We start from the raw sequence: 18,807 nt of genomic DNA on the forward strand, positions 1-18,807 counted from the left end.
CGGACCCACTCAGTCTCGCCGGAGTTTATCCTCGGGCGCGCTCCGCGCGACCCGGGGGGCGATCCACCTCCCCCGATGGGGAGGATCAAAAGCAAAAGGGCCGGTGTTTCCACCGGCCCTTCGCATGTCTGGCCTGGAAGGCGCGACCTATTCGATGTCTTCGTTGATCAGGCCGATCTTGAAGTAGCCATTGGCCTGCAGAACGTTCAGCACGGCCATGAACTGCTCGTAGGTCACTTCGGCGTCCGCCTGCACGAACACGCGCTCGTCGGTGAAGTTGCCGGTTACGCCTTCCTTCTGCATCGCCAGCGGAATGTCGGTCGGCAGGTTCGGCAAACCGGACTGGACGGCGTTGATGAAGACGGCGCCCGAGCGCTGTACCGACACGATCACCGGCTTCTTCGGCGGCGGCGCGTCTTCGGGCGGCGGAATCGCGGGCGGCAGGTCGAGGGCGATCGACACGGTGGCCATCGGCGCCGCGACCATGAAGATGATCAGCAGCACCAGCATGATGTCGACGAACGGCGTGACGTTGATGTCGCTGTTCTGACCCAGATCGTATTTGCTGCCGCCGCCGGCGCCACCAAGCTTCGCACCCATTCGGACACTCCCTTACGCGGTCCGGTACGTCCGGTCCGCTGTCATTCGTCCAATCCCATTACGCGGTTGAAGCGGCTTGTAAAGCCTGTCTCGCTTGGCAGGCGAAAACCATCCGCCGCTGGGCAAGGCCTGTTCAGGGATATAAACGCGCCACCATGACTTTCGTTTTCGACGCCTATGTGACCGCCGCGCTTTTCGACCGTTCCGGGCGAACGATGTTCGCCCTGGGCGACGGGACGGTGCGGGCAGTGACGGGAGACGGGTTCGTCACCGTCGAAGCCCACCAGGGCGCGATCCTGTCCGCCTGCCTGCACCCGTCGGGCCTCGGCGTCCTGACCGGCGGGGATGACGGGCGCGTGGTCTGGACGCGGCTGGAGGGCGGCGAGATCGCCGCGACCCTGGTCGCCGAGGTGAAGGGGCGCTGGATCGACTCGGTCGCCGCCAGCGCCGAGTCGGGCCTGATCGCCTTCACCGCCGGCCGGGACCTGCATGTCCGCGACTCGAAGGATGCGGACTTCAGCCGCATCTTCACCCATGAGAAGTCGGCCGCCCACGTCGCGTTCGATCCGAAAGGCCGTCGCCTGGCGGTCGCGACCTATAACGGCGCGGCCCTCTGGTACGCGCGCATCGCCGACCAGAAGCCGCAGCTGCTGAAGTGGGCCGGCAGTCATGTGCTGGTCGCCTGGAGCCCAGACGGTCGCTTCCTGATGAGCGCCATGCAGGAGAACCAGCTTCACGGCTGGAAGGTCTCCGACGAGAAGAACCTGCGCATGGGCGGCTATCCGGCCAAGGTGAAGAGCCTGGCCTTCCTGTCGAACGGGTTGATGATGGCGACGTCCGGCGCCAATGGCGCGGTGATCTGGCCGTTCGCCGGTGCGACCGGCCCGATGGGCAAGGAAGCCGCCGAGATCGGCTATGACCAGTCAGCTATGGTCGTGCAGGTGGCGGGCACGCCTTCGGCCAATGTGCTGGCCGCGGGCCTCGACGACGGCCGCGTCTGGGCCGCCGACCTGAAGAGCGGGAAGATCGAGCACCTCAAGGCCGAGAAGGGCGCCGCCATCAGCGCGCTGGCGGTCAGCCTCGACGGCTCTCGGGTGGCCTGGGGCGACGAGGATGGTGGCGCCGGGGTGGTGGAGACGCGGCTGTAGGAGTTTGCGTCCTTCGAGACGCTCGCTTGAGGCTCGCTCCTCAGGATGACGCGTGTTGGGGGGGCTTCGACGGTCTTCGTCATGGTGAGGAGCGAGGCATCAGCCGAGCGTCTCGAACCACGCAACCTGTCTACTCAAACCCCTCCATATCGCACCACACCTCAAACGGATCCCGCCGCGTGCGGAGGCTGTTGATCGGGGCGGTCTCGTCCGCGTAGCCGAGCGCCATGCCTGAAAACAGCATGTAGTCGTCGGGCAGGCGAATGTGGTCGGCGACGGTCTTCGGGTAGCGGGCCCAGAACTCCTGGGCGCAGGTGGCGAGGCCACGCTCGACGGCCAACAGCATGACCGTCTGCATGTACATGCCGACGTCCGCCCATTGCGGCTGGCCGAGTTTGCGGTCGAGGCTGAAGAAGATGCCCACCGGGGCGCCGAAGAACTGGGTGTTCCGGAACAGCTGCCGCAGCCGGGCCGGCTTGTCGTCGCGTGGAATGCCGATCGAGGCGTAGAGGTCCTCGCCGCATTCGAAGCGGCGGGTGCGGAACGGGTCCCAGAGATTGTCGGGATAGACGTTGTACTCTGGCGTCTCGCCGCCGGGATTGGCCGCCACCTTCGCCTTCAGCGCCTCGAGCGGCGCGCCGGCCAGGGCGTGGACCTTCCATGGCTGGAGATTGCCGCCCGACGGCGCGCGCTGGGCCGCGACGAGGATTTCCTTCACCAGGTCGCCGGGAACGGGCTTGTCCTGAAAGGCGCGGACGGACACACGGCGGTCGACGGCTTCGGTTACATTCATGGCGGGCGCTTTTCCGTGAGCGACAGGGACGGCGTCAGTGGCTAGCATCCCTCCGCCGCGTCAAGGCAAGGGAGGCAGGTTTGAGCACGGAGCCGCCGCACGAGCCGGAGGGAGACATCGTCCCCGGGGCGCAGAACCCGATGAAGGCTGTCTTTCAGTCGTCCGACCCCGCGCCCGCGCCGGAACCGCAGCCGGAACCGCCGCCGCCCGCGCCGCCGCCGCCGGCCGCACCGCCCCCCGGCTACAGCCCGCCCTGGCCGCCACAACGGCCCGCCGGTGCGCCACCGCCGAAGCTGGCGAAGCGCAAGCCGTTCTCGCTCAGCAAGCTGATCCGCACGGTCTTCGTGTGGGGGTTCCTGATCACGGTCGCCTTCCCGGTCGGATTGACGCTGGTCTACCGGTTCGTGCCGCCGCCGGTGACCATCCTGATGGTCCAGCGCCTGTTCGAGGGCAAAGGGCTGGACTACCGCTGGCGCTCGCTGAAGCACATCTCGCCGGCGCTGGTGCAGGCGGCGATCGCCTCCGAGGACGCCAAGTTCTGCACCCATCGCGGTTTCGACTTCGAGGCGATCCAGAAGGCCGCCGCGGCGAACAAGCGGCGGCCCGGCAAGATCCGTGGCGGGTCGACGATCAGCCAGCAGACCGCGAAGAACGTCTTCGCCTGGCCGCAGCGCTCTTACCTGCGCAAGGGGATCGAGGCCTACTACACGGTCCTGATCGAGGCCCTGTGGGGCAAGCGGCGGATCATGGAGGTCTATCTCAACGTCGCCGAGATGGGGGCGGGCACCTACGGCGCCGAGGCCGCCGCCCAGCGCTATTTCGGCGTCAGCGCCGACCAGCTGACCCGCGCCCAGGCCGCGCGGCTGGTGGCCATCCTGCCCAACCCGTTGAAGTACAAGGCCGTGAACCCCGGCCGCTACGTCGCCCGTCGGTCACGCAAGATCGGCGCTGCGGCGGGAACCGTTCGCAGCGACGGCCTGTCGGCCTGCGTCGGTCATCTGCGTTATCCCACCCGGTCCGAACGTCAGGACACGACGCCGGTCGAACAGCCGGCGGTTCGCCAGCCCGCGCCGACCCGGCATACCGATCCGTTGCCGTCGCCTGTGGAGGCTCCGGCCGCGGCCGAGCCGCCCGTGGTCGAGAGCCCCGCGCCCGCCGATCCGCCGGCCGATCCGACCTAGGCGGTCGGTCAGGGCGCCTTGACGGAACCCTCCGCGGCCTCTCCCATGCCGCGCCATAGAGTTCCCCTGTGAGGATACGTCCGATGTTGAAGACGAAGCTTCTGGCGGCCGGAGCCGCCCTCGCCCTGGTCGCGGGCCTCGGCGCCGCGGCGCCCATCGCCCAGGCCCAGACGCCGGCCGCCGCCGCGCCAGCTCCGACGCCTGCCGAGGCCAAGGCCTTTGTCGACAAGGCCGAGGCCGATCTGGCCGCCCTGTCGCAGTACGTGAACAAGGCGTCGTGGGTCCGCGCGACCTACATCACCGAAGATACACAGTGGCTCGAGGCCAAGGCCGGCGCCGAGGCCAGCGATCTGGGCACCCGGCTGGCGATCCAGGCGGCGCGATTCGACAAGGTCGCCGTCGATCCCGTGACCCGCCGCAAGCTGGACATCCTCAAGCGCGCGCTCGTCGCCCCCGCGCCGCAGCGCCCCGGGGCCGCCGACGAGATGGCGACCATCGCTTCGCGCCTGGACTCGACCTACTCGACTGGCAAGTTCACCTACAAGGGCAAGACCCTGACGCTGAACGACGCCGAGGACATTCTCGCGTCCAGCAATGACCCCGCCGAACTGAAGGCGATCTGGGAGGGCTGGCATTCGATCTCGCCGGTCATGGTGCCCGACTACGCCAAGCTGGTGGCCCTCTCCAACGAGGGCTCGGTCGCGCTCGGCTATGCCGACACCGGCGCCCTCTGGCGCTCGGGCTACGACATGGATCCTGACGCCTTCGCGGCCGAGACAGACCGGCTGTGGAAGCAGATCGAGCCGTTCTACAAGAACCTGCACTGCTACGTCCGCGCCCGTCTGAACGAGAAGTACGGAGACGCGGTACAGCCGCGCTCGGGGCCCATCCGCGCCGATCTGCTCGGCAACATGTGGGCTCAGCAATGGGGCAATATCTATCCGATCGTCGCGCCCAAGAGCACGACGCCGTCCTACGCGCTCGACGATCTGCTGGTGAACGCCGGCTACGATCCTGTGAAGATGGTCAAGACCGGCGAGGCCTTCTACGTCTCGATGGGACTGGCGCCGCTGCCGGAGACCTTCTGGACCCGGTCGCAGATCACTCGCCCGCGGGACCGCGAAGTGGTCTGTCACGCCTCGGCCTGGGATCTGGATGACGCCGACGACATCCGCATCAAGATGTGCACCAAGGTCAACGGCGAGGACTTCTATACGGTCCACCACGAGCTCGGTCACAACTTCTACCAGCGCGCCTACAAGAGCCAGCCGTACATCTTCAAGGGCGGAGCCAACGACGGCTTCCACGAGGCGATCGGCGACTTCGTCGGCCTGTCGGCCCTGACCCCGACCTATCTGCAGCAGATCGGACTGCTCAAGGACGCGCCGGGCCCCGACGGCGACATTCCGTTCCTGCTCAAGATGGCGCTCGACAAGATCGCCTTCATGCCGTTCGGCCTGATGGTCGACCGTTGGCGTTGGGAAGTCTTCAACGGCCAGCTGACGCCGGCGACCTACAACAGCGGCTGGTGGAAGCTGCGCACCCAGTACCAGGGCATCATCCCGCCGGGCCCCAGGCCGGCCGATGCGTTCGATCCGGGCGCGAAGTACCACGTGCCGGCGAACGTTCCGTACACGCGCTACTTCCTGGCGCACGTGTATCAGTTCCAGTTCCAGCGGGCGGCCTGCCGGCAGGCGGGCTGGACCGGGCCGCTGCACCGCTGCTCGATCTACGGCAACAAGGAAGTCGGCGCGAAGTTCAACGCGATGCTCGAGATGGGCGCCTCGCGCCCCTGGCCGGAGGCCATGCAGGCCTTCACCGGCGAGACCCGCGGCGACGCCTCGGCGGTGGCCGACTACTTCAAGCCGCTGAACATCTGGCTGACCAAGCAGAACAAGGGCGAGCACTGCGGCTGGTAAGTCGTTGATCGTTCCACGCTCCTCCCTTCCCCCTCGATGGGGGAAGGGTCGGGGATGGGGGTGATCGCGGGATGGATCGGGGAAGCCGCGACAGGGCGCTGAACCCAATCATGTCCTTCCACTCAAAACTTGCGGCCACACCCCCAACCCTACCCTTCCCCCATTGAGGGGGAAGGGTACATCCTCAGCTATTCCGCCGCCGCCAGGGCCGCGGCCCGGGGCCGCGTCACCGCCGCGAACCGCGCATGGTACTGCGGGTGCTCGGTGCCCATCCAGCGATCCCACCAGGTGAAGTAGAGGCCGTAGTTCCAGCCGGCCTGGCTGTGGTGCAGGTCGTGATGGGTGACGGTGGTCATCCAGTCGAACAGCGGCTTGCCCTCGCGGTTGGCGGGGAACAGTTCGTAGCCCGAATGGCCGAGCACGTTGCGGGCGATCTGGTGCAGCATGAAGACGCCGAAGCCGACCCACGACACCGGAACCAGCAGCTCCCAGACGACCGTAAAGGTCGCCAGCACCGCGGCTTCGGCCAGGTCGAAGCTGTAGGCCGTGAACGGCGTCGGGTTGTGCGAGCGGTGGTGACGCCGGTGGAAGCGACGGAACAGGCGCGGGTCATGCATGATCCGGTGCGCCCAGTAGAAATAGGCGTCGTGGGCGATCACCGTGATGATGAACGACACGACAATCCACACCGGCCCGGCGTGCTCGCGCAGATCGTGTCCCCACAACAGCCCGGCCTTCCACATCAGCACGCTGAGCAAGGAGACCGTCGAGAACACGGCCACGGACCGAACCGAGCAGAGAAACTCGATGACCAGCTGCTTCGCCGGCGGGGTGTCGGGCCGGATCTTGCGATGGCGCAGCAGGGGCGCGCAGATCACGCACAGCACCAGCCATGTCAGCGGCGCGGCGATGATGTAGCGCGTCATGTCGCCGCCGAAGCCTGTCAGCCAGTGGCGGCTGAGGTCGAGAAGTTGAGAGAGGATCTGGTCCACGCGGGTCACTCCGAAAGGTCGATGACCGCAGATTGCCCTGCCGGGATCGGCGCCGCTTCCCCAGGTCGGCCGGGACTGGCGGATTCCGGAATCAGCCGATGATTTCCGGATTCGGCGAGTCGGCTAGGGCCTTCAGCCGCCAGGCGGAGGGGGTCAGGCCGGTGGCGTCCTTGAACGCGCGGTTGAACGGCCCGAGCGAGCCGTAGCCGAGGTCGAAGGCGAGGGCGGAGATCGAGGCGCGGGCGTTCTCCGGCGCTGCCAGCGAGGCCTTGGCGGCCTCGACGCGGCGCGCGTTGAGGAAGTCGGCGAAGTTGCGATGGCCGAGAACCCCGTTGATCAGTCGGCGCAGGCGATGCTCGGGCGCGCCCACCTCGACGGCCAGCTGTCCGATGGTCAGCCCCTCGCGGCGCCACAGGTCGCCGTCGGCCATGATCGCCTGCAGTCGCGCGAGCAGCGGCCGGTCCTGCGGCGGCACGGCGTCGGGGGCGGCGGCTCCTGTGCGTACCGGCCTTCCGAACAGATCGGGCCGCCCCTGCAGAAAGGTGATCGCGCCCGCGAGGTTCATCGCCGCCAGGCTGGCGGCCTGCGCCAGCGAACCCCAGGCTGGATTGAAGCCCAGATCGCTTGCGATCTCGAAGCCGGACAGGATCATGCAGTAGACGCCGACCACGACCATGAACGGCCCGCGCAGCGATCGTCGCGCCTCGATCAGGTCGCCGCCCCAGCTGCGCCAGATCACGAGCATGACATTCAGCACCAGCACCACCTCGAGCAGGTTGTGCACGATCCACACGCCGCGGGCGGCCGGTGACCGCAGGACGCCGCCGACCAGGCCGACGAGCATCATGATGGCCACCGGCGTCATGCGGCTCCATGTCACCGGGCGGTCCTCGAACAGGGTGACGGCGAACAGCCAGAACCAGGCGGTGCCGGCGATGGACAGCAGCCAGATCGGTCCGGCGATGAGATGCAGCGCGCGGGTGTCCGCGCCGCCGGAGTTCATACCGAACGCGGCGACCGAGAGGCAGAAGATGGCGCCGGTCCAGCGCGCCGGGCCCCCTTGCCCGCTGCGCAGCAGTCCGACGCCGGTGGCGAGCACCGCGCCGACAGCCATGCCCCGCAACAGCAGTTCCAACGATTCCATGCCGGACGTCCCAACCCTCGAGCCGGAGATTCCCACGGGTCAGGGGCCTCGTCGATAGGGCGTCATGGTTTCCCGACTTTGACCTTGTCTGGTGGGGCATGCGTTTACCGCGTCGGCGTCATCCTTGGTGGTCATCCGCAACTCTGTTCGGGGCAGGGGCCATGAAGATGAAGCTGTCGGTTCCCGGCTGGATCAGCCGGTGTCTTGTGCGCGCCAGGCGGGAGGATGGCGCGGTCGCCGTCCAGTTCGCCCTTCTGCTCGTACCCATGACCGTCATGGTGTTCGGGGCGGTCGACGTCAGCCGGGCCTCCGGCGAAAAATCGCGGCTGCAGGACGCGCTGGACGCGGCGGCGCTGGCCGCTGCCCGGTCGACCGAGACGACGGACGCCGGGCTGAAGCTGGTCGGCGACAAGGTGCTGGTCGCCGACCTTGCCGCCAGCAAGGCGGTTCTCGCTTCGTCGACGTTCCACCTCGAGGGCACGAAGGTCATCGCCACCGCCCAGGCCTCGATGACCACCACCGTCGCGGACCTCTGGACCTCCGGCGACATGACCATCGGCGCACAGTCCGAAGTCACCCGGTCATCGCACAACGTGGAGGTCGGACTGGTGCTGGATGTGACCGGATCGATGGCCGGTTCCCGGATCGCCGACCTGAAGACAGCGGCCAAGGACCTTGTTGATCTGGTCGTCCAGACGCAGCAGTCGCCCTACTACACCAAGATGGCGCTTGTTCCGTACTCGTCCGCCGTCAACGTCGGCGGCTACGCGGCCAGCGTCCGCGGGACGTTCACCGCCGGAACCTGCACCACGCCCGGCTGCGCCAGCTTCAAGTTCACCAGCGCCGCCGGAACATCAAAGACCTTCGCCATCAGTGACTGCGTGAGCGAGCGGACAGGCTCCGCCGCCTACACGGACGTCTCGCCGGCGACGGCGTTCCTCGGGCGCGATTATCCGAGTTCGGCCAACCCCTGCCTCTCAAGCAGCATCATGCCACTGACGACCGATCGGGGAGCGTTGAAGACGCGGATCGACGGCCTGTCCGCGGCGGGTTCGACGGCCGGCCACATCGGCATCGCATGGGGCTGGTACATGGTCTCACCGAACTTCGCGTCACTCTGGCCTGCAGAAAGTCAGCCTGCGGCCTATGGCGCGGACAGGTTGCTGAAGGTCGTCGTGCTGATGACCGACGGCGCCTTCAACACCACCTACTGCAAGGGCGTCATCAGCCAGGATTCAGGGTCGGGCAGCGGATCGGCTTCAGACCACATCAACTGCAACGCCCCCAATGGCGACGCCTTCAGCCAGGCCCAGTCGCTGTGCGCCAACATGAAAGCCGCCGGGGTGATCATCTACACGGTCGGGTTCGACGTCAGCAGCGACCCCTCGGCCCAGGCGATCATGCAGCAGTGCGCCACGGACGCGGAACACGTCTATCTTCCGTCGACGGGCGCCGCCCTGAAGGACGCCTTCCACGCCATCGGCGAGGACATCTCCCGACTACGGATATCCCGATAGGGCCAACTCTTAACGGCGAATTCACCATGCCCGTTGGCGGTTCCCTTACCGCTTTCTGACAGTCTGTCGGGCTGAAGGGACTGTGATGATGTTTCGCGCCTCGATCCCGCCCGGCTTCGGGCCTGCCGCGCTGGCCGTGCGCTTCTTCCGCCGCTTTCGCGGGGAGAGCGGCGCCGTGGCCGTGTGGTTCGCGGTCCTTGCCTTGCCGGCCGCGGTCCTCGCGTTCGGCCTCGTGGACGTGAACCGGGCGGTTGTCGAGAAAAACCACCTGCAGGACGCGCTCGACGCCGCGACCCTGCTGGCGGCGCGGTCGACGGCGACGACGGACGCCAAGATGCAGACAATCGGCGCCGCAGCCCTTGTTGCGCAGATGTCCGGTGTGAGTGAAGCCACCATCAAGACGTCGTCCTTCAAGATTGTCGGCTCGGAGATTGTCGGCTCCGCCAGCGCGACGATCGAACCGGTCATCGCCAAGCTCTGGACCGGCGGCAACGTCGCCATCAGCGCGGCGACCACGGTCAGGCGTGGTCAGGACTCTCCCGTCGAGCTGGTGATGGTGCTCGACACCACCGGGTCCATGGCCGGCGCCAAGCTGACCACCCTGAAAACCGCCGCCGCCTCTCTCGTGGACAAACTCACGGTCGATGGGGCCACGAGCGTGAAGATTGGCGTCGTGCCGTTCGCCCAGTACGTCAATGTCGGCGTCGCAAACCGCTACGCCAGCTGGATCAGCGTTCCAGCGGACTACAGCACGACCACCACCACGAAGGGCGTCTGCACCACGGTGTCCACCAAGACGACGTGCCAGACCCAGACCTATGCCTGCACCAAGTACACGGATGGCGCCCCCTACTCCGCGACCTGCAGCAAGTCGGTCAACTGCGTGACCACGCCAATCACGCCGGTCACGACCTGCACGGCGGACAAGACCACCACCACGACCTACAAGTTCTCCGGATGCGTAGGCTCGCCCGCCTACCCGAAGAACGTCTCCGATGATGATCCGTCCCGGGTCTATCCCGGCTTCCTCAATCTCACGTGCGCCACGCCGTTCACGCCGCTGACAAGCAGCACGTCGACCGTGAAGGCCGCGATTGCGGCGCTGACGGCCACCGGCGACACCTACATTCCCTCGGGCCTGGCCTGGGGCTTCAACATGCTGTCGTCGGTCCAGCCCCTGACGGACGCCGCCGCCTATGACCCGTCAGGCAACAATCGCAAGCCGCGCAAGGCGATGGTCCTGATGACAGACGGCGCGAACTCCAAGCTGATGAACGCCAGCACCGGGCGGCACGATGTCGCCCCGACGCCCAACCCGGACAGCCCAGCGACCAAGGCGAATACGTATACGTCCGAGCTTTGCGCCAACATCAAAGCCAAGAAGATAGAATTGTTCACGGTCGCGTTCAACGTGACGGACACCAACATCAAGTCAATTCTCAAGTCGTGCGCAACGGACTCAAGTCACTACTTCGACGCTACGGACACCGCAGGGTTGCTGGCGGCCTTCCAGAACATCGCGGATGCTTTGCGGAGTCTTTACATTGCCCGCTAGTCAAACCGAAAATTCGAATGCCCGCGGCCTCATAGGGTGGCGGACTGCGGCGCTCATGGCGGGGCGCTTCCTGCGGTCGAAATCCTCGCCGAGATCCCGGCAAGCCGCGCCTCTTTCGGGCTTCCTGCGCCGGTTCCGGAGCGAGAGCGGCGCCGTCGCCATCTGGTTCGCCGTCATGGCCCTGCCCATGGCGGTGCTCGGCTTCGGCCTGATCGACGTCAACCGGGCCAGTGTTGAAAAGCGTCAGCTGCAGGACGCGCTCGACGCCGCGACGCTGCTGGCCGCCCGTTCCACCGCCACGACGGACTCGGGCATGCAGGATATCGGCGAGCCCGCCCTGACCGCCCAGTTCGGGACGGGCAGCGAGGCGACAATCACCTCGTCCAGCTTCAGGATCGTCGGCACCAAGGTGGTCGGTACGGCCACGGCCAGTGTGACGCCGGTGATCGCCAATCTGTGGCTCAACGGCAATATGTCGGTCAGCGCCAACACCGAAGTGGCCCGCGCCTCGACGAACCTTGAAGTGTCGCTGGTGCTCGACATCACCGGCTCGATGAGGGGGCAGAAGCTTCTCGATCTGAAATCGGCGGCCAAGGACCTGATCGACCTGGTCGTGTCGGTCAACCAGACCCCCTACTACTCGAAGGCGGCGCTGATTCCGTTCGACATCGGGGTCAATCTCGGCAGCTATGCGCCGAGCGCGCGGGGTGCGGTCACCGCGCCGACGAACATCACCGCGGCGTCCTGGTCGACAGGCACGGCCAAGCTGATTACCGCCGCCACAAAAGCAAACCCGGTCGTGATCACGTCGACCGGTCACGGTTTCAACAACGGCGACGTCGTCTGGATCAGCGGCGTGACCGGGATGACCCAGCTGAACAACAAGGCCTATGTGGTCGCCAACAAGACCGCCAACACCTTCCAGCTCTCTGGGGTGAACGGGTCGAAATACGGCAAATATACAGCCGCCGGCACCGCGACCAAATGTCAGGTGTCCGACTGTTCGATCGTCCTGACCTCGGCCGGCCATGGCCTCGACAACGGCGACCCCGTCTACATAACTGGCGTCCTGGGCCTTACCCAGATCAACGACACCACCTTCACCGTGGCCAACAGAACCGCCAACACCTTCTCGCTGTCCGGCGTGAACGGCGCGACCTACGGCCTCTATCTGTCGGGTGGCAAGGCCTACTGCATGCTGCTGGGATGCCAGTACTACCGGTTCACCGACGCGAACGGGGACCTTGAGAATTTCCAGATCAGCACCTGCGCGACGGAGCGCACCGGCGGCAATGCCTATACGGACGTCTCGCCGGGAACGAGCCCGGTAGGCCGGCTGTACCTGGCCGACACGAATGACTGCACGGCGACCTCCGTCGTTCCCCTGTCGACCGACAAGACCTCGCTGAAAAGCACGATTGACGATCTGGCGGTCGGCGGCTCGACCGCCGGCCAGATCGGCGTGGCCTGGGGCTGGTACATGGTCTCGCCCAATTTCGCGTCGCTGTGGCCGAGCGCGAGCCAGCCGGCGGCCTATACGGCCCCCGACGTTCTGAAGGTCATTGTGTTCATGACCGATGGCGACTTCAACACGGCCTACTGCAACAACGTGCTCAGCAAGGACTCGTCCGGCAGCAACAGCGACCAGATCAACTGCAACGCCACCAACGGTGATCCGACGGACCAGGCGCAGGCCATCTGCACGGCTGCGAAAGCCAAGGGGGTGGTGATCTACACGGTCGGTTTCCAGGTCGGCGCGCGGTCCCCGGCGGAGACCTTCATCAAGGGCTGCGCGACGGACGCCGCGCACGTCTATCTGCCGTCCAGCGGGTCGCTGCTGAAGGATGCGTTCGCTGCCATCGGCCGGGACATCACCAAGCTGCGGCTGTCGAAGTAGCGGTGAAGGCTGGCGACGCCGGCGGTTCGTCGGCGCCGACCTGTCCGTCAGGCCCTAAGTGTCAGGCGCTGAGGATCTCGTCCCGGGCGAACGTGCAGGCGCAGGCGGATTCCAGCGCGCCGAACAGGGCTTCGGCGGAGACCGGCTTGCTCAGATGACCGTCCGCGCCGGCGGCCATAGATGCCGCGACATGTTCGGGCAGGGCGTTTGCGGACAGGGCCCAGACCGGGGTCGATGGCAGCCCGTTCGCCGCCTCCTCGGCGCGAATGGTCCGGATGGCGGTGAGTCCGTCCATGACCGGCATCTGCATATCCATCAGGATCAGGTCGAAGGGCGCGCTGCGCGCCGCGTCGACCGCCTCGGCGCCGTTCTCGACGCAGGTCAGTACGACGCCGGTTCCGTCGAACAGCAACTCGACGACCTTGCGGTTGATGGGGTGATCCTCGGCCAACAGGACCCGGGGCGCGCGCTCCAGAGGCAAGGTCTGGGGAAGGTCGCGATCCGACCGGATCAGCGCCTCGGCGCTGGCCGGCAGGCCGACATGAAGGGTGAAGCACGAGCCGGACCCGGCTTCGGAACGCGCGTCGAGCGAACCGCCCATCGCTTCAGCCAGGGCGCGTGAGATCGCCAGACCGAGGCCCGTGCCGCCAAACCGGCGGGTGATCGAACCGTCGGCCTGTTCAAACCGCTGGAACAGTCGCTCCTTCACGTCGTCGTCGAAGCCGATGCCGGTGTCACGCACCGCGATCACCAGGTTGTCGCCGGCGTCGCGGTGGGCCTCAAGGCGGATTTCGCCCGCGCCGGTGAACTTCACGGCGTTGGACAGCAGGTTGCAGACGATCTGGCGGATGCGCACCGCGTCGCCGACAAAGGCGCCGGTCGCTGAGTCTTCAATCGCCAGGGTGAAGGCGAGCCCCTTCGCCGCCGCGCCGGGCTGGAACAGGGCGGCGGCGGAACGCAGGCAGGCGCCCAGGTCGAACGGCTCGGGCTTCAGCTCCAGGCGGCCGGACTCGATCCGCGCCAGATCCAGGACATCGGCCAGAATCGCCTCGAGGGTCTGGCCGGAGGTCTCGATCAAGCCGACCATTTCCGCCTGGGCCGGGGTCAGGTCCGTGCGGGACAGCGCCGAGGCGACCCCCATCACGCCGTTGAGCGGCGTGCGGATCTCGTGGCTCATGTTGGCCAGGAACTCGCTCTTGGCCCTGTTTGCCATTTCGGCCAGATCGCGGGCCCGGACGGTGGCCTCTTCGACCTGCTTGCGGCTGGTGATGTTCTTGAGCACGCCGAGGACGCCGTTGATCCGGCCGTCCTCGCCCTTGATCAGCTCCGCGGCCGAGAAGGCCCAGACTTCGCGACCGTCGGGCGGGTTCATCCGGTACTCGGTGCGGAAAGGCCGCCCGGTTTCCAGATGATCGTTCCAAGTCGCCTGGGCCGCCGCCCGATCATCGGGGTGGACGGTGATCCACATGTCCCTTGCGAGATCCTCGAAGGTCAGGGCGCCGTCGAAGAATGTGTCCGCTGCGCCATCGATCGTCAGGGTCTTCGCCCGATAGTCGAGCTCATAGACCAGCACCTCGGCGATCTCGAGCGCCAGTCCGAGACGTTGCTTGGAGCGTTCGGTTTCCTCGAGTGAGGCGATGACAGCGCTGATGTCGTGGCTCATCGAGATCAGGCCGCCGACCTGGCCGTCCGCGTCGAACCAGGGGCAGAGCGTCGCGCGTAGCCAGCGGTCGGGCCGCCGTTCGCTGGGCACCAGGATCCGTTCGGCCGTGATGGTATTGCCGGCGAGGCATTCAAAATAGGAGGGCGCGTGCACCGGATAGGAGGCCGGGAACAGGTCTTTCATGGTCCGGCCGAGCGCCTCGGCCGAACTGATGCCCTTTTCCAGCTCCCATTGCTCGTTGACATAGAGGTAGCGCAGGTCGCGGTCCGTCATGCCGAGGGCCACCGGCGAGGAGCGCATGATGACGTCCTTCAGGTCCGTGGCGGCCCGGGATGTCTGTTCGGCGGTCTCGCTGCGACGCTGGGCGCGCAGTCGCTCGATGGCCTCGGCCAGCAGCGCCGCCAGATCATTGAGCGTGGCGACGACCGCCTCATCACGATCCGCCGGCTGTTTGAAGATCAGACATAGCCCGCCGAGCTTCATCGACGCGCCCAGCATGACGGCGGCATTGGCGTAGCCGCGGGCCCCGGCGGGACCGCTGACCCAGGGATGATCCGGCCAGGTATCCCGCAGGTCGCGGACCCACAGGGTGTCATGACAGTCGATGTTCCGCGCGGTCGTCGAGTCGGCCATTGGGCCGATGGCTTCCGGGACGCCGTCGAAGCCTGACTGCCAGACGTGATCCTCCTCGACGAGCACGACATAGGCATGGGCGGCGCCCGAGGCCTGGCGTGCAAGCCGCGTGACCCTCTCGATCACGGGCCGCAGCGCGTTCAGATCGAGAGACCGTATTTCCGTCAGTCTGGCGGCGTCCGACGTCGCCATGTTGCTGCCCTCCAGAAACCCTGCCCCCAACCTGATCGAGCAGGGTTAATTCAGGGTGACCTCGCCCGGTCAGAGCAGTTTGATCTCCTTCAGGCGCTGAACGAGGAATTCGTCGGCCGTGATCGACTCCGGATAGCGGTCCGGATTTTCGGGCGTCGCACAGCCCGGCAGGGTGCGGATTTCGTAGTCCGGCGCGAAATGAAGGAAGAAGGGCGTCGAATACCGCGGGAAGGCCCGGCGCTCGGGCGGCGGGTTGACCACCTGGTGGATGGTCGAGGGCAGCACGTGGTTGCAGGCCCGCTCCAGCATGTCGCCGATGTTGATCACCAGGCAGCCGGGGGGTGGATTGATCGGCAGCCACTTTCCGTCGCGGTCCTTGACCTGCAGGCCGCCCTCTTCCGCGCCGAGCAGCAGGGTGATGGCGTTGATGTCGCCGTGGGCCCCGGCGCGAACGCCGGTCGCATCGGCCGGAATCGGCGGGTAGTGCAGCAGCCGCAGCACGCTGTTGCCGTACTCGACCGCGTCGTCGAACTCATGACGGGGCAGGCCCAGATAGTGGGCGATCGCCTGGAGCACCTTGGCCCCCATGCCGTCGAGCGCGCTGTAGAGCCAGGCGACATTATCGTGGAAATCGGCGATCTCGGCCGGCCAGACGTTGTCCGGCATCTGGGCGCGGTAGCGATGCCCGGCCGGCAGGTCCCGGCCCATGTGCCAGAACTCCTTCAGGTCGAAGTGGTCCGCGCCCTTGGCCGTCTCGATGCCGAACGGAATGTAGCCGCGCTGACCGCCCTTGCCGACGGCGTACTGCCGCTTCACGTCCTCGGGCAGGGCGAAGAAGCGCTTGGCGGAATCGATCGCCGCGTCGATCCGGGCCTGGTCCAGATCGTAGTCGGACAGCACCGCGAAGCCATAGCGGCGGAAGCTGTCGCCGAGGGTTCTGGCGAAGCCTTCGAAGTCGGTCGCATAGGCCCGGAAAGAGACGGGGGCGATGGCGGACTGGGGCAAGGCGGTTCTCCCGAAATTCGAAACCCGGTGTCTTACACCTCTCGGCGGCGCCTGACGACGCGGCAATGATCCAGGTCAGGCGTCCCTGTCGAACGCTTCGGCCCGCTGTTCCTCGTCGCGCCCGCTCGTATCCCATCCGTCGGCGGCCCCGGGACGCATCTTCGCCAGGTCGGCCTGCAGCAGCTTGTCCATCGTCTGGGCGGCGTCGCGCGACGCGAGCAGATAGGCTTCGGTCTGGCCCCACATCGGCCGCAGCTCTTCAAAGGTGCGGTTGTCGTGACGCCGGAAGAAGTCGGCCGCCCGCAGGGCGCGGTGGGCGCGGAAGCCCAGCGACTTCAGCGCCGTCACACCCATGGCCAGAGCCGCCTCGAAGGTTTCGCGCTCGACGGCGTCAGCGCCATTGGCCAGCAGGTCGTAGGCGTGCCGCCGGTCGAAGGCCCGGGCCAGGATGGTCAGGTTGGGGAAGGCCTCGCGGGCCCGCTCGACCAGTTCGGTGGCCTTCTCCTGGTCGTCGATGGCCACGATCAGCATCCGCGCGTGTTCGGCCCCGGCCTGCCGGAGCAGGTCCAGCCGGGTGGCGTCGCCATAGTGCACGCGGCGGCCAAACCGGCGCAGCAGATCGATCTGCTCGATGTCCGCGTCCAGCACGGTCGACTTGAAGCCGTTGGCGGTCAGCATTCGACCCGTCACCTGACCGAAACGGCCGAAGCCCGCGATAATGATGTCCGGCTCGGCGTCCGCCTCCTCGAAGGTCGGATCAGCGATCGTCTCGGTGGGCGTATTGCGGTCCAGCGCGGTGAGGATCTTCTCGAAGGCGATCACCGTCAGGGGGGTCATGGCCATCGACACGGCCACGACCGCCGTCAGCAGATCGGCCAGCGGCCGACTGATGACGCCGGCGCCGACGGTGAAGGTCAGCAGCACAAAGGCGAACTCGCCGCCCTGCGCCAGGGCGACCGCCACGGTCGAGGCCAGGCGGTTCGAAGCCCCGCCGACCCGGGCGAGGGCGAACAGCACCACGAACTTCAGCGCCATCAGGCCCAGCACGAGCCCGACCAACAGCAGCGGCTGGCGCAGGATCAGACCGAAGTTGATCGTCGCGCCGACGGTGATGAAGAACAGGCCGAGCAGCAGGCCCCGGAACGGCTCGATGTCGGTTTCCAGCTCGCGGCGGAACTCGCTTTCGGCCAGCACGACGCCGGCGAGGAAGGCGCCCAGGGCCGGCGACAGGCCGACGATCTGCATCAACGCGGCCACGCCGACGACGATCAGCAACGCCGAGGCGGTGAAGATCTCGCGCAGGCGGGATTCGGCGATGAAGCGGAACACCGGCCGGACGACGAACCGGCCACCGCCGACCACCAGGCCCACGGCGCCCAGCACCGCCAGGGCCTGGAGCCAGCCGGGCAGGTCCGCCACGAGGCTGGTGGAATGCGCGTTCGCGGTCAGAACCACCGGTCCCGTCGCCAGCAGGGGCAGGAGGGCGAACAGCGGGATGATCGACAGGTCCTGCAGCAGCAGGACGCCGAAGGCCGCCCGGCCGACGGGCCCCTGTCTCAGTCCCTTCTCGTCGAGGGTCTGCAGGACGATCGCGGTCGAGGACATGGCCAGCACGAGCCCCGCCGCCAGCGCCGTCGGCCAGGCCAGTCCGAACAGCATGGCCGCGCCGGCGATCGCCAGGGCCGTCGCGACCACCTGGGCGCCGCCGAGGCCGAAGATCGTCTTGCGCATCGACCACAGCAGGGCGGGGCGAACTTCCAGGCCGATGAGGAACAGCAGGATGACCACGCCGAACTCGGCGAACTTCATCACGTCCTCGGCCTCGCCGGTCAGATTCAGGGCGAACGGACCGATCACGGCGCCGGCGATCAGGTAGCCGAGCACCGAGCCGAGGCCGAGCTTCTTGGCCGCCGCCACGGTGATGACGCCCGCGGTCAGATAGACCAGCGCCTGGATGAGGAAATCGCCATGCATCAGACGGTCTCCCGGGCGCCGGCGACCAGGCCTACGAGGCGCTGGCGATAACGGTCCGCCTCGCCCTGGATGTGGGCGTCATCCTTCAACCGGGCGGCGTGGACGATGAACGGGTTTTCCCAGATCATGCCGCACAGGCTCGCCGTCTGTTCCAGCGGGCGCAGGAACTCCTCCATCGTGAACCGGTTGTAGCCGCGCTTGTGGTAGGCCTGCGCCGGGCCGCCCGTGGTGCAGGCCACGAACAGCTGCTTGCCCTTCAGTTTGTCGCCTCCGGCGCCGTAAGCGAAGCCGTGCAGCCAGACGAGGTCGAGCCACTCCTTCATCAGGGCCGGCGTCGAGTACCAGTAGAAGGGGAACTGCAGGGCGATGACCTGATGGGCCAGCAGCTTCTCCTGCTCGGCCTCCACGTCGATGACGAAATCCGGGTAGAGTTCGTACAGGTCATGAAAGCGGACCCCCGCCGCCTGACGCCCGGCATCGGCCAGCATGGCATTGGCCCGCGACCGCTCAAGCGCCGGATGGGCGAAGACGAGCAGCACCGAGGGTTCGCGGCCTTCAGGCTCCATGATAGCGTTCTCCTGACAGGCCCATTTT

General features: G+C 67.0%; 13 protein-coding genes and 1 pseudogene. 6 read left to right on the forward strand and 8 right to left on the reverse strand.

The features are described from left to right. Positions 1 to 147: 147 nt before the first annotated feature. A complete protein-coding gene (locus tag ACODSL_RS16455; RefSeq protein ID WP_488901804.1) occupies positions 148 to 600 on the reverse strand; it encodes a biopolymer transporter ExbD in 453 nt (150 codons plus the stop codon). 155 nt (positions 601 to 755) lie between these two features. On the opposite strand from ACODSL_RS16455, the gene ACODSL_RS16460 reads away from it, so the two are divergent. Then, positions 756 to 1,748 carry a WD40 repeat domain-containing protein gene (locus ACODSL_RS16460; RefSeq protein WP_488901805.1) on the forward strand — a complete coding sequence of 331 codons (993 nt, stop codon included), beginning with the start codon at positions 756 to 758 and terminating at the stop codon, positions 1,746 to 1,748. Positions 1,749 to 1,878: 130 nt separating this feature from the next. Here ACODSL_RS16460 and ACODSL_RS16465 read toward each other — a convergent pair whose 3' ends face one another. Further along, entirely contained in the window at positions 1,879 to 2,541 is a 663-nt protein-coding gene (locus ACODSL_RS16465) for a nitroreductase (RefSeq protein ID WP_488901806.1), read from the reverse strand. Between the two features lie 326 nt (positions 2,542 to 2,867). Here ACODSL_RS16465 and mtgA point away from each other — a divergent pair. Both mtgA and ACODSL_RS16475 read left to right on the forward strand, forming a co-directional pair. After that, positions 2,868 to 3,533: pseudogene (gene mtgA / locus ACODSL_RS16470) on the forward strand (monofunctional biosynthetic peptidoglycan transglycosylase); the annotation flags it as partial. 272 nt (positions 3,534 to 3,805) lie between these two features. After that, positions 3,806 to 5,641, forward strand: a complete 1,836-nt coding sequence (locus ACODSL_RS16475; protein ID WP_488901807.1) for a M2 family metallopeptidase — start codon at positions 3,806 to 3,808, stop codon at positions 5,639 to 5,641. A 188-nt stretch (positions 5,642 to 5,829) separates the two neighbouring features. On the opposite strand, the gene ACODSL_RS16480 is transcribed toward ACODSL_RS16475, so the two are convergent. Further along, positions 5,830 to 6,633 carry a sterol desaturase family protein gene (locus ACODSL_RS16480; RefSeq protein WP_488901808.1) on the reverse strand — a complete coding sequence of 268 codons (804 nt, stop codon included), beginning with the start codon at positions 6,631 to 6,633 and terminating at the stop codon, positions 5,830 to 5,832. Between the two features lie 91 nt (positions 6,634 to 6,724). Then, entirely contained in the window at positions 6,725 to 7,777 is a 1,053-nt protein-coding gene (locus tag ACODSL_RS16485) for an AraC family transcriptional regulator (RefSeq protein WP_488901809.1), read from the reverse strand. A 161-nt stretch (positions 7,778 to 7,938) separates the two neighbouring features. Here ACODSL_RS16485 and ACODSL_RS16490 point away from each other — a divergent pair, with 161 nt between their 5' ends. The 3 genes from ACODSL_RS16490 (at position 7,939) to ACODSL_RS16500 (ending at position 12,746) form a co-directional block, all read left to right on the forward strand. After that, positions 7,939 to 9,294, forward strand: coding sequence for a pilus assembly protein TadG-related protein (locus ACODSL_RS16490; RefSeq protein ID WP_488901810.1), 1,356 nt, complete (start codon positions 7,939 to 7,941; stop codon positions 9,292 to 9,294). Between the two features lie 85 nt (positions 9,295 to 9,379). After that, the gene (locus ACODSL_RS16495) at positions 9,380 to 10,849 is read left to right on the forward strand and encodes a TadE/TadG family type IV pilus assembly protein (protein ID WP_488901811.1); all 1,470 of its coding nucleotides are present in this window, start codon (positions 9,380 to 9,382) and stop codon (positions 10,847 to 10,849) included. Positions 10,850 to 10,904: 55 nt separating this feature from the next. After that, positions 10,905 to 12,746 (forward strand): ubiquitin-activating E1 FCCH domain-containing protein, encoded by a 1,842-nt coding sequence (locus tag ACODSL_RS16500; protein ID WP_488901812.1) that lies wholly within the window; start codon positions 10,905 to 10,907, stop codon positions 12,744 to 12,746. A 61-nt stretch (positions 12,747 to 12,807) separates the two neighbouring features. Here the strand turns inward: ACODSL_RS16500 and ACODSL_RS16505 are convergent, their stop codons facing one another. The 4 genes from ACODSL_RS16505 to kefF all read right to left on the reverse strand — a co-directional run bounded on the left by ACODSL_RS16505 (position 12,808) and on the right by kefF (position 18,779). Further along, a complete protein-coding gene (locus ACODSL_RS16505; RefSeq protein WP_488901813.1) occupies positions 12,808 to 15,234 on the reverse strand; it encodes an ATP-binding protein in 2,427 nt (808 codons plus the stop codon). Between the two features lie 69 nt (positions 15,235 to 15,303). Continuing rightward, positions 15,304 to 16,239: an isopenicillin N synthase family dioxygenase gene (locus tag ACODSL_RS16510; protein WP_488901814.1), complete on the reverse strand. Its 936-nt coding sequence runs from the start codon at positions 16,237 to 16,239 to the stop codon at positions 15,304 to 15,306. Between the two features lie 75 nt (positions 16,240 to 16,314). Then, positions 16,315 to 18,213: a monovalent cation:proton antiporter-2 (CPA2) family protein gene (locus tag ACODSL_RS16515; RefSeq protein WP_488901815.1), complete on the reverse strand. Its 1,899-nt coding sequence runs from the start codon at positions 18,211 to 18,213 to the stop codon at positions 16,315 to 16,317. Then, entirely contained in the window at positions 18,213 to 18,779 is a 567-nt protein-coding gene (gene kefF / locus ACODSL_RS16520) for a glutathione-regulated potassium-efflux system oxidoreductase KefF (RefSeq protein WP_488901816.1), read from the reverse strand. Before kefF ends, ACODSL_RS16515 begins: the two co-directional genes overlap by 1 nt. Positions 18,780 to 18,807 lie beyond the last annotated feature (28 nt).

It is taken from the genome of Caulobacter sp. FG121 (genome assembly GCF_057809815.1).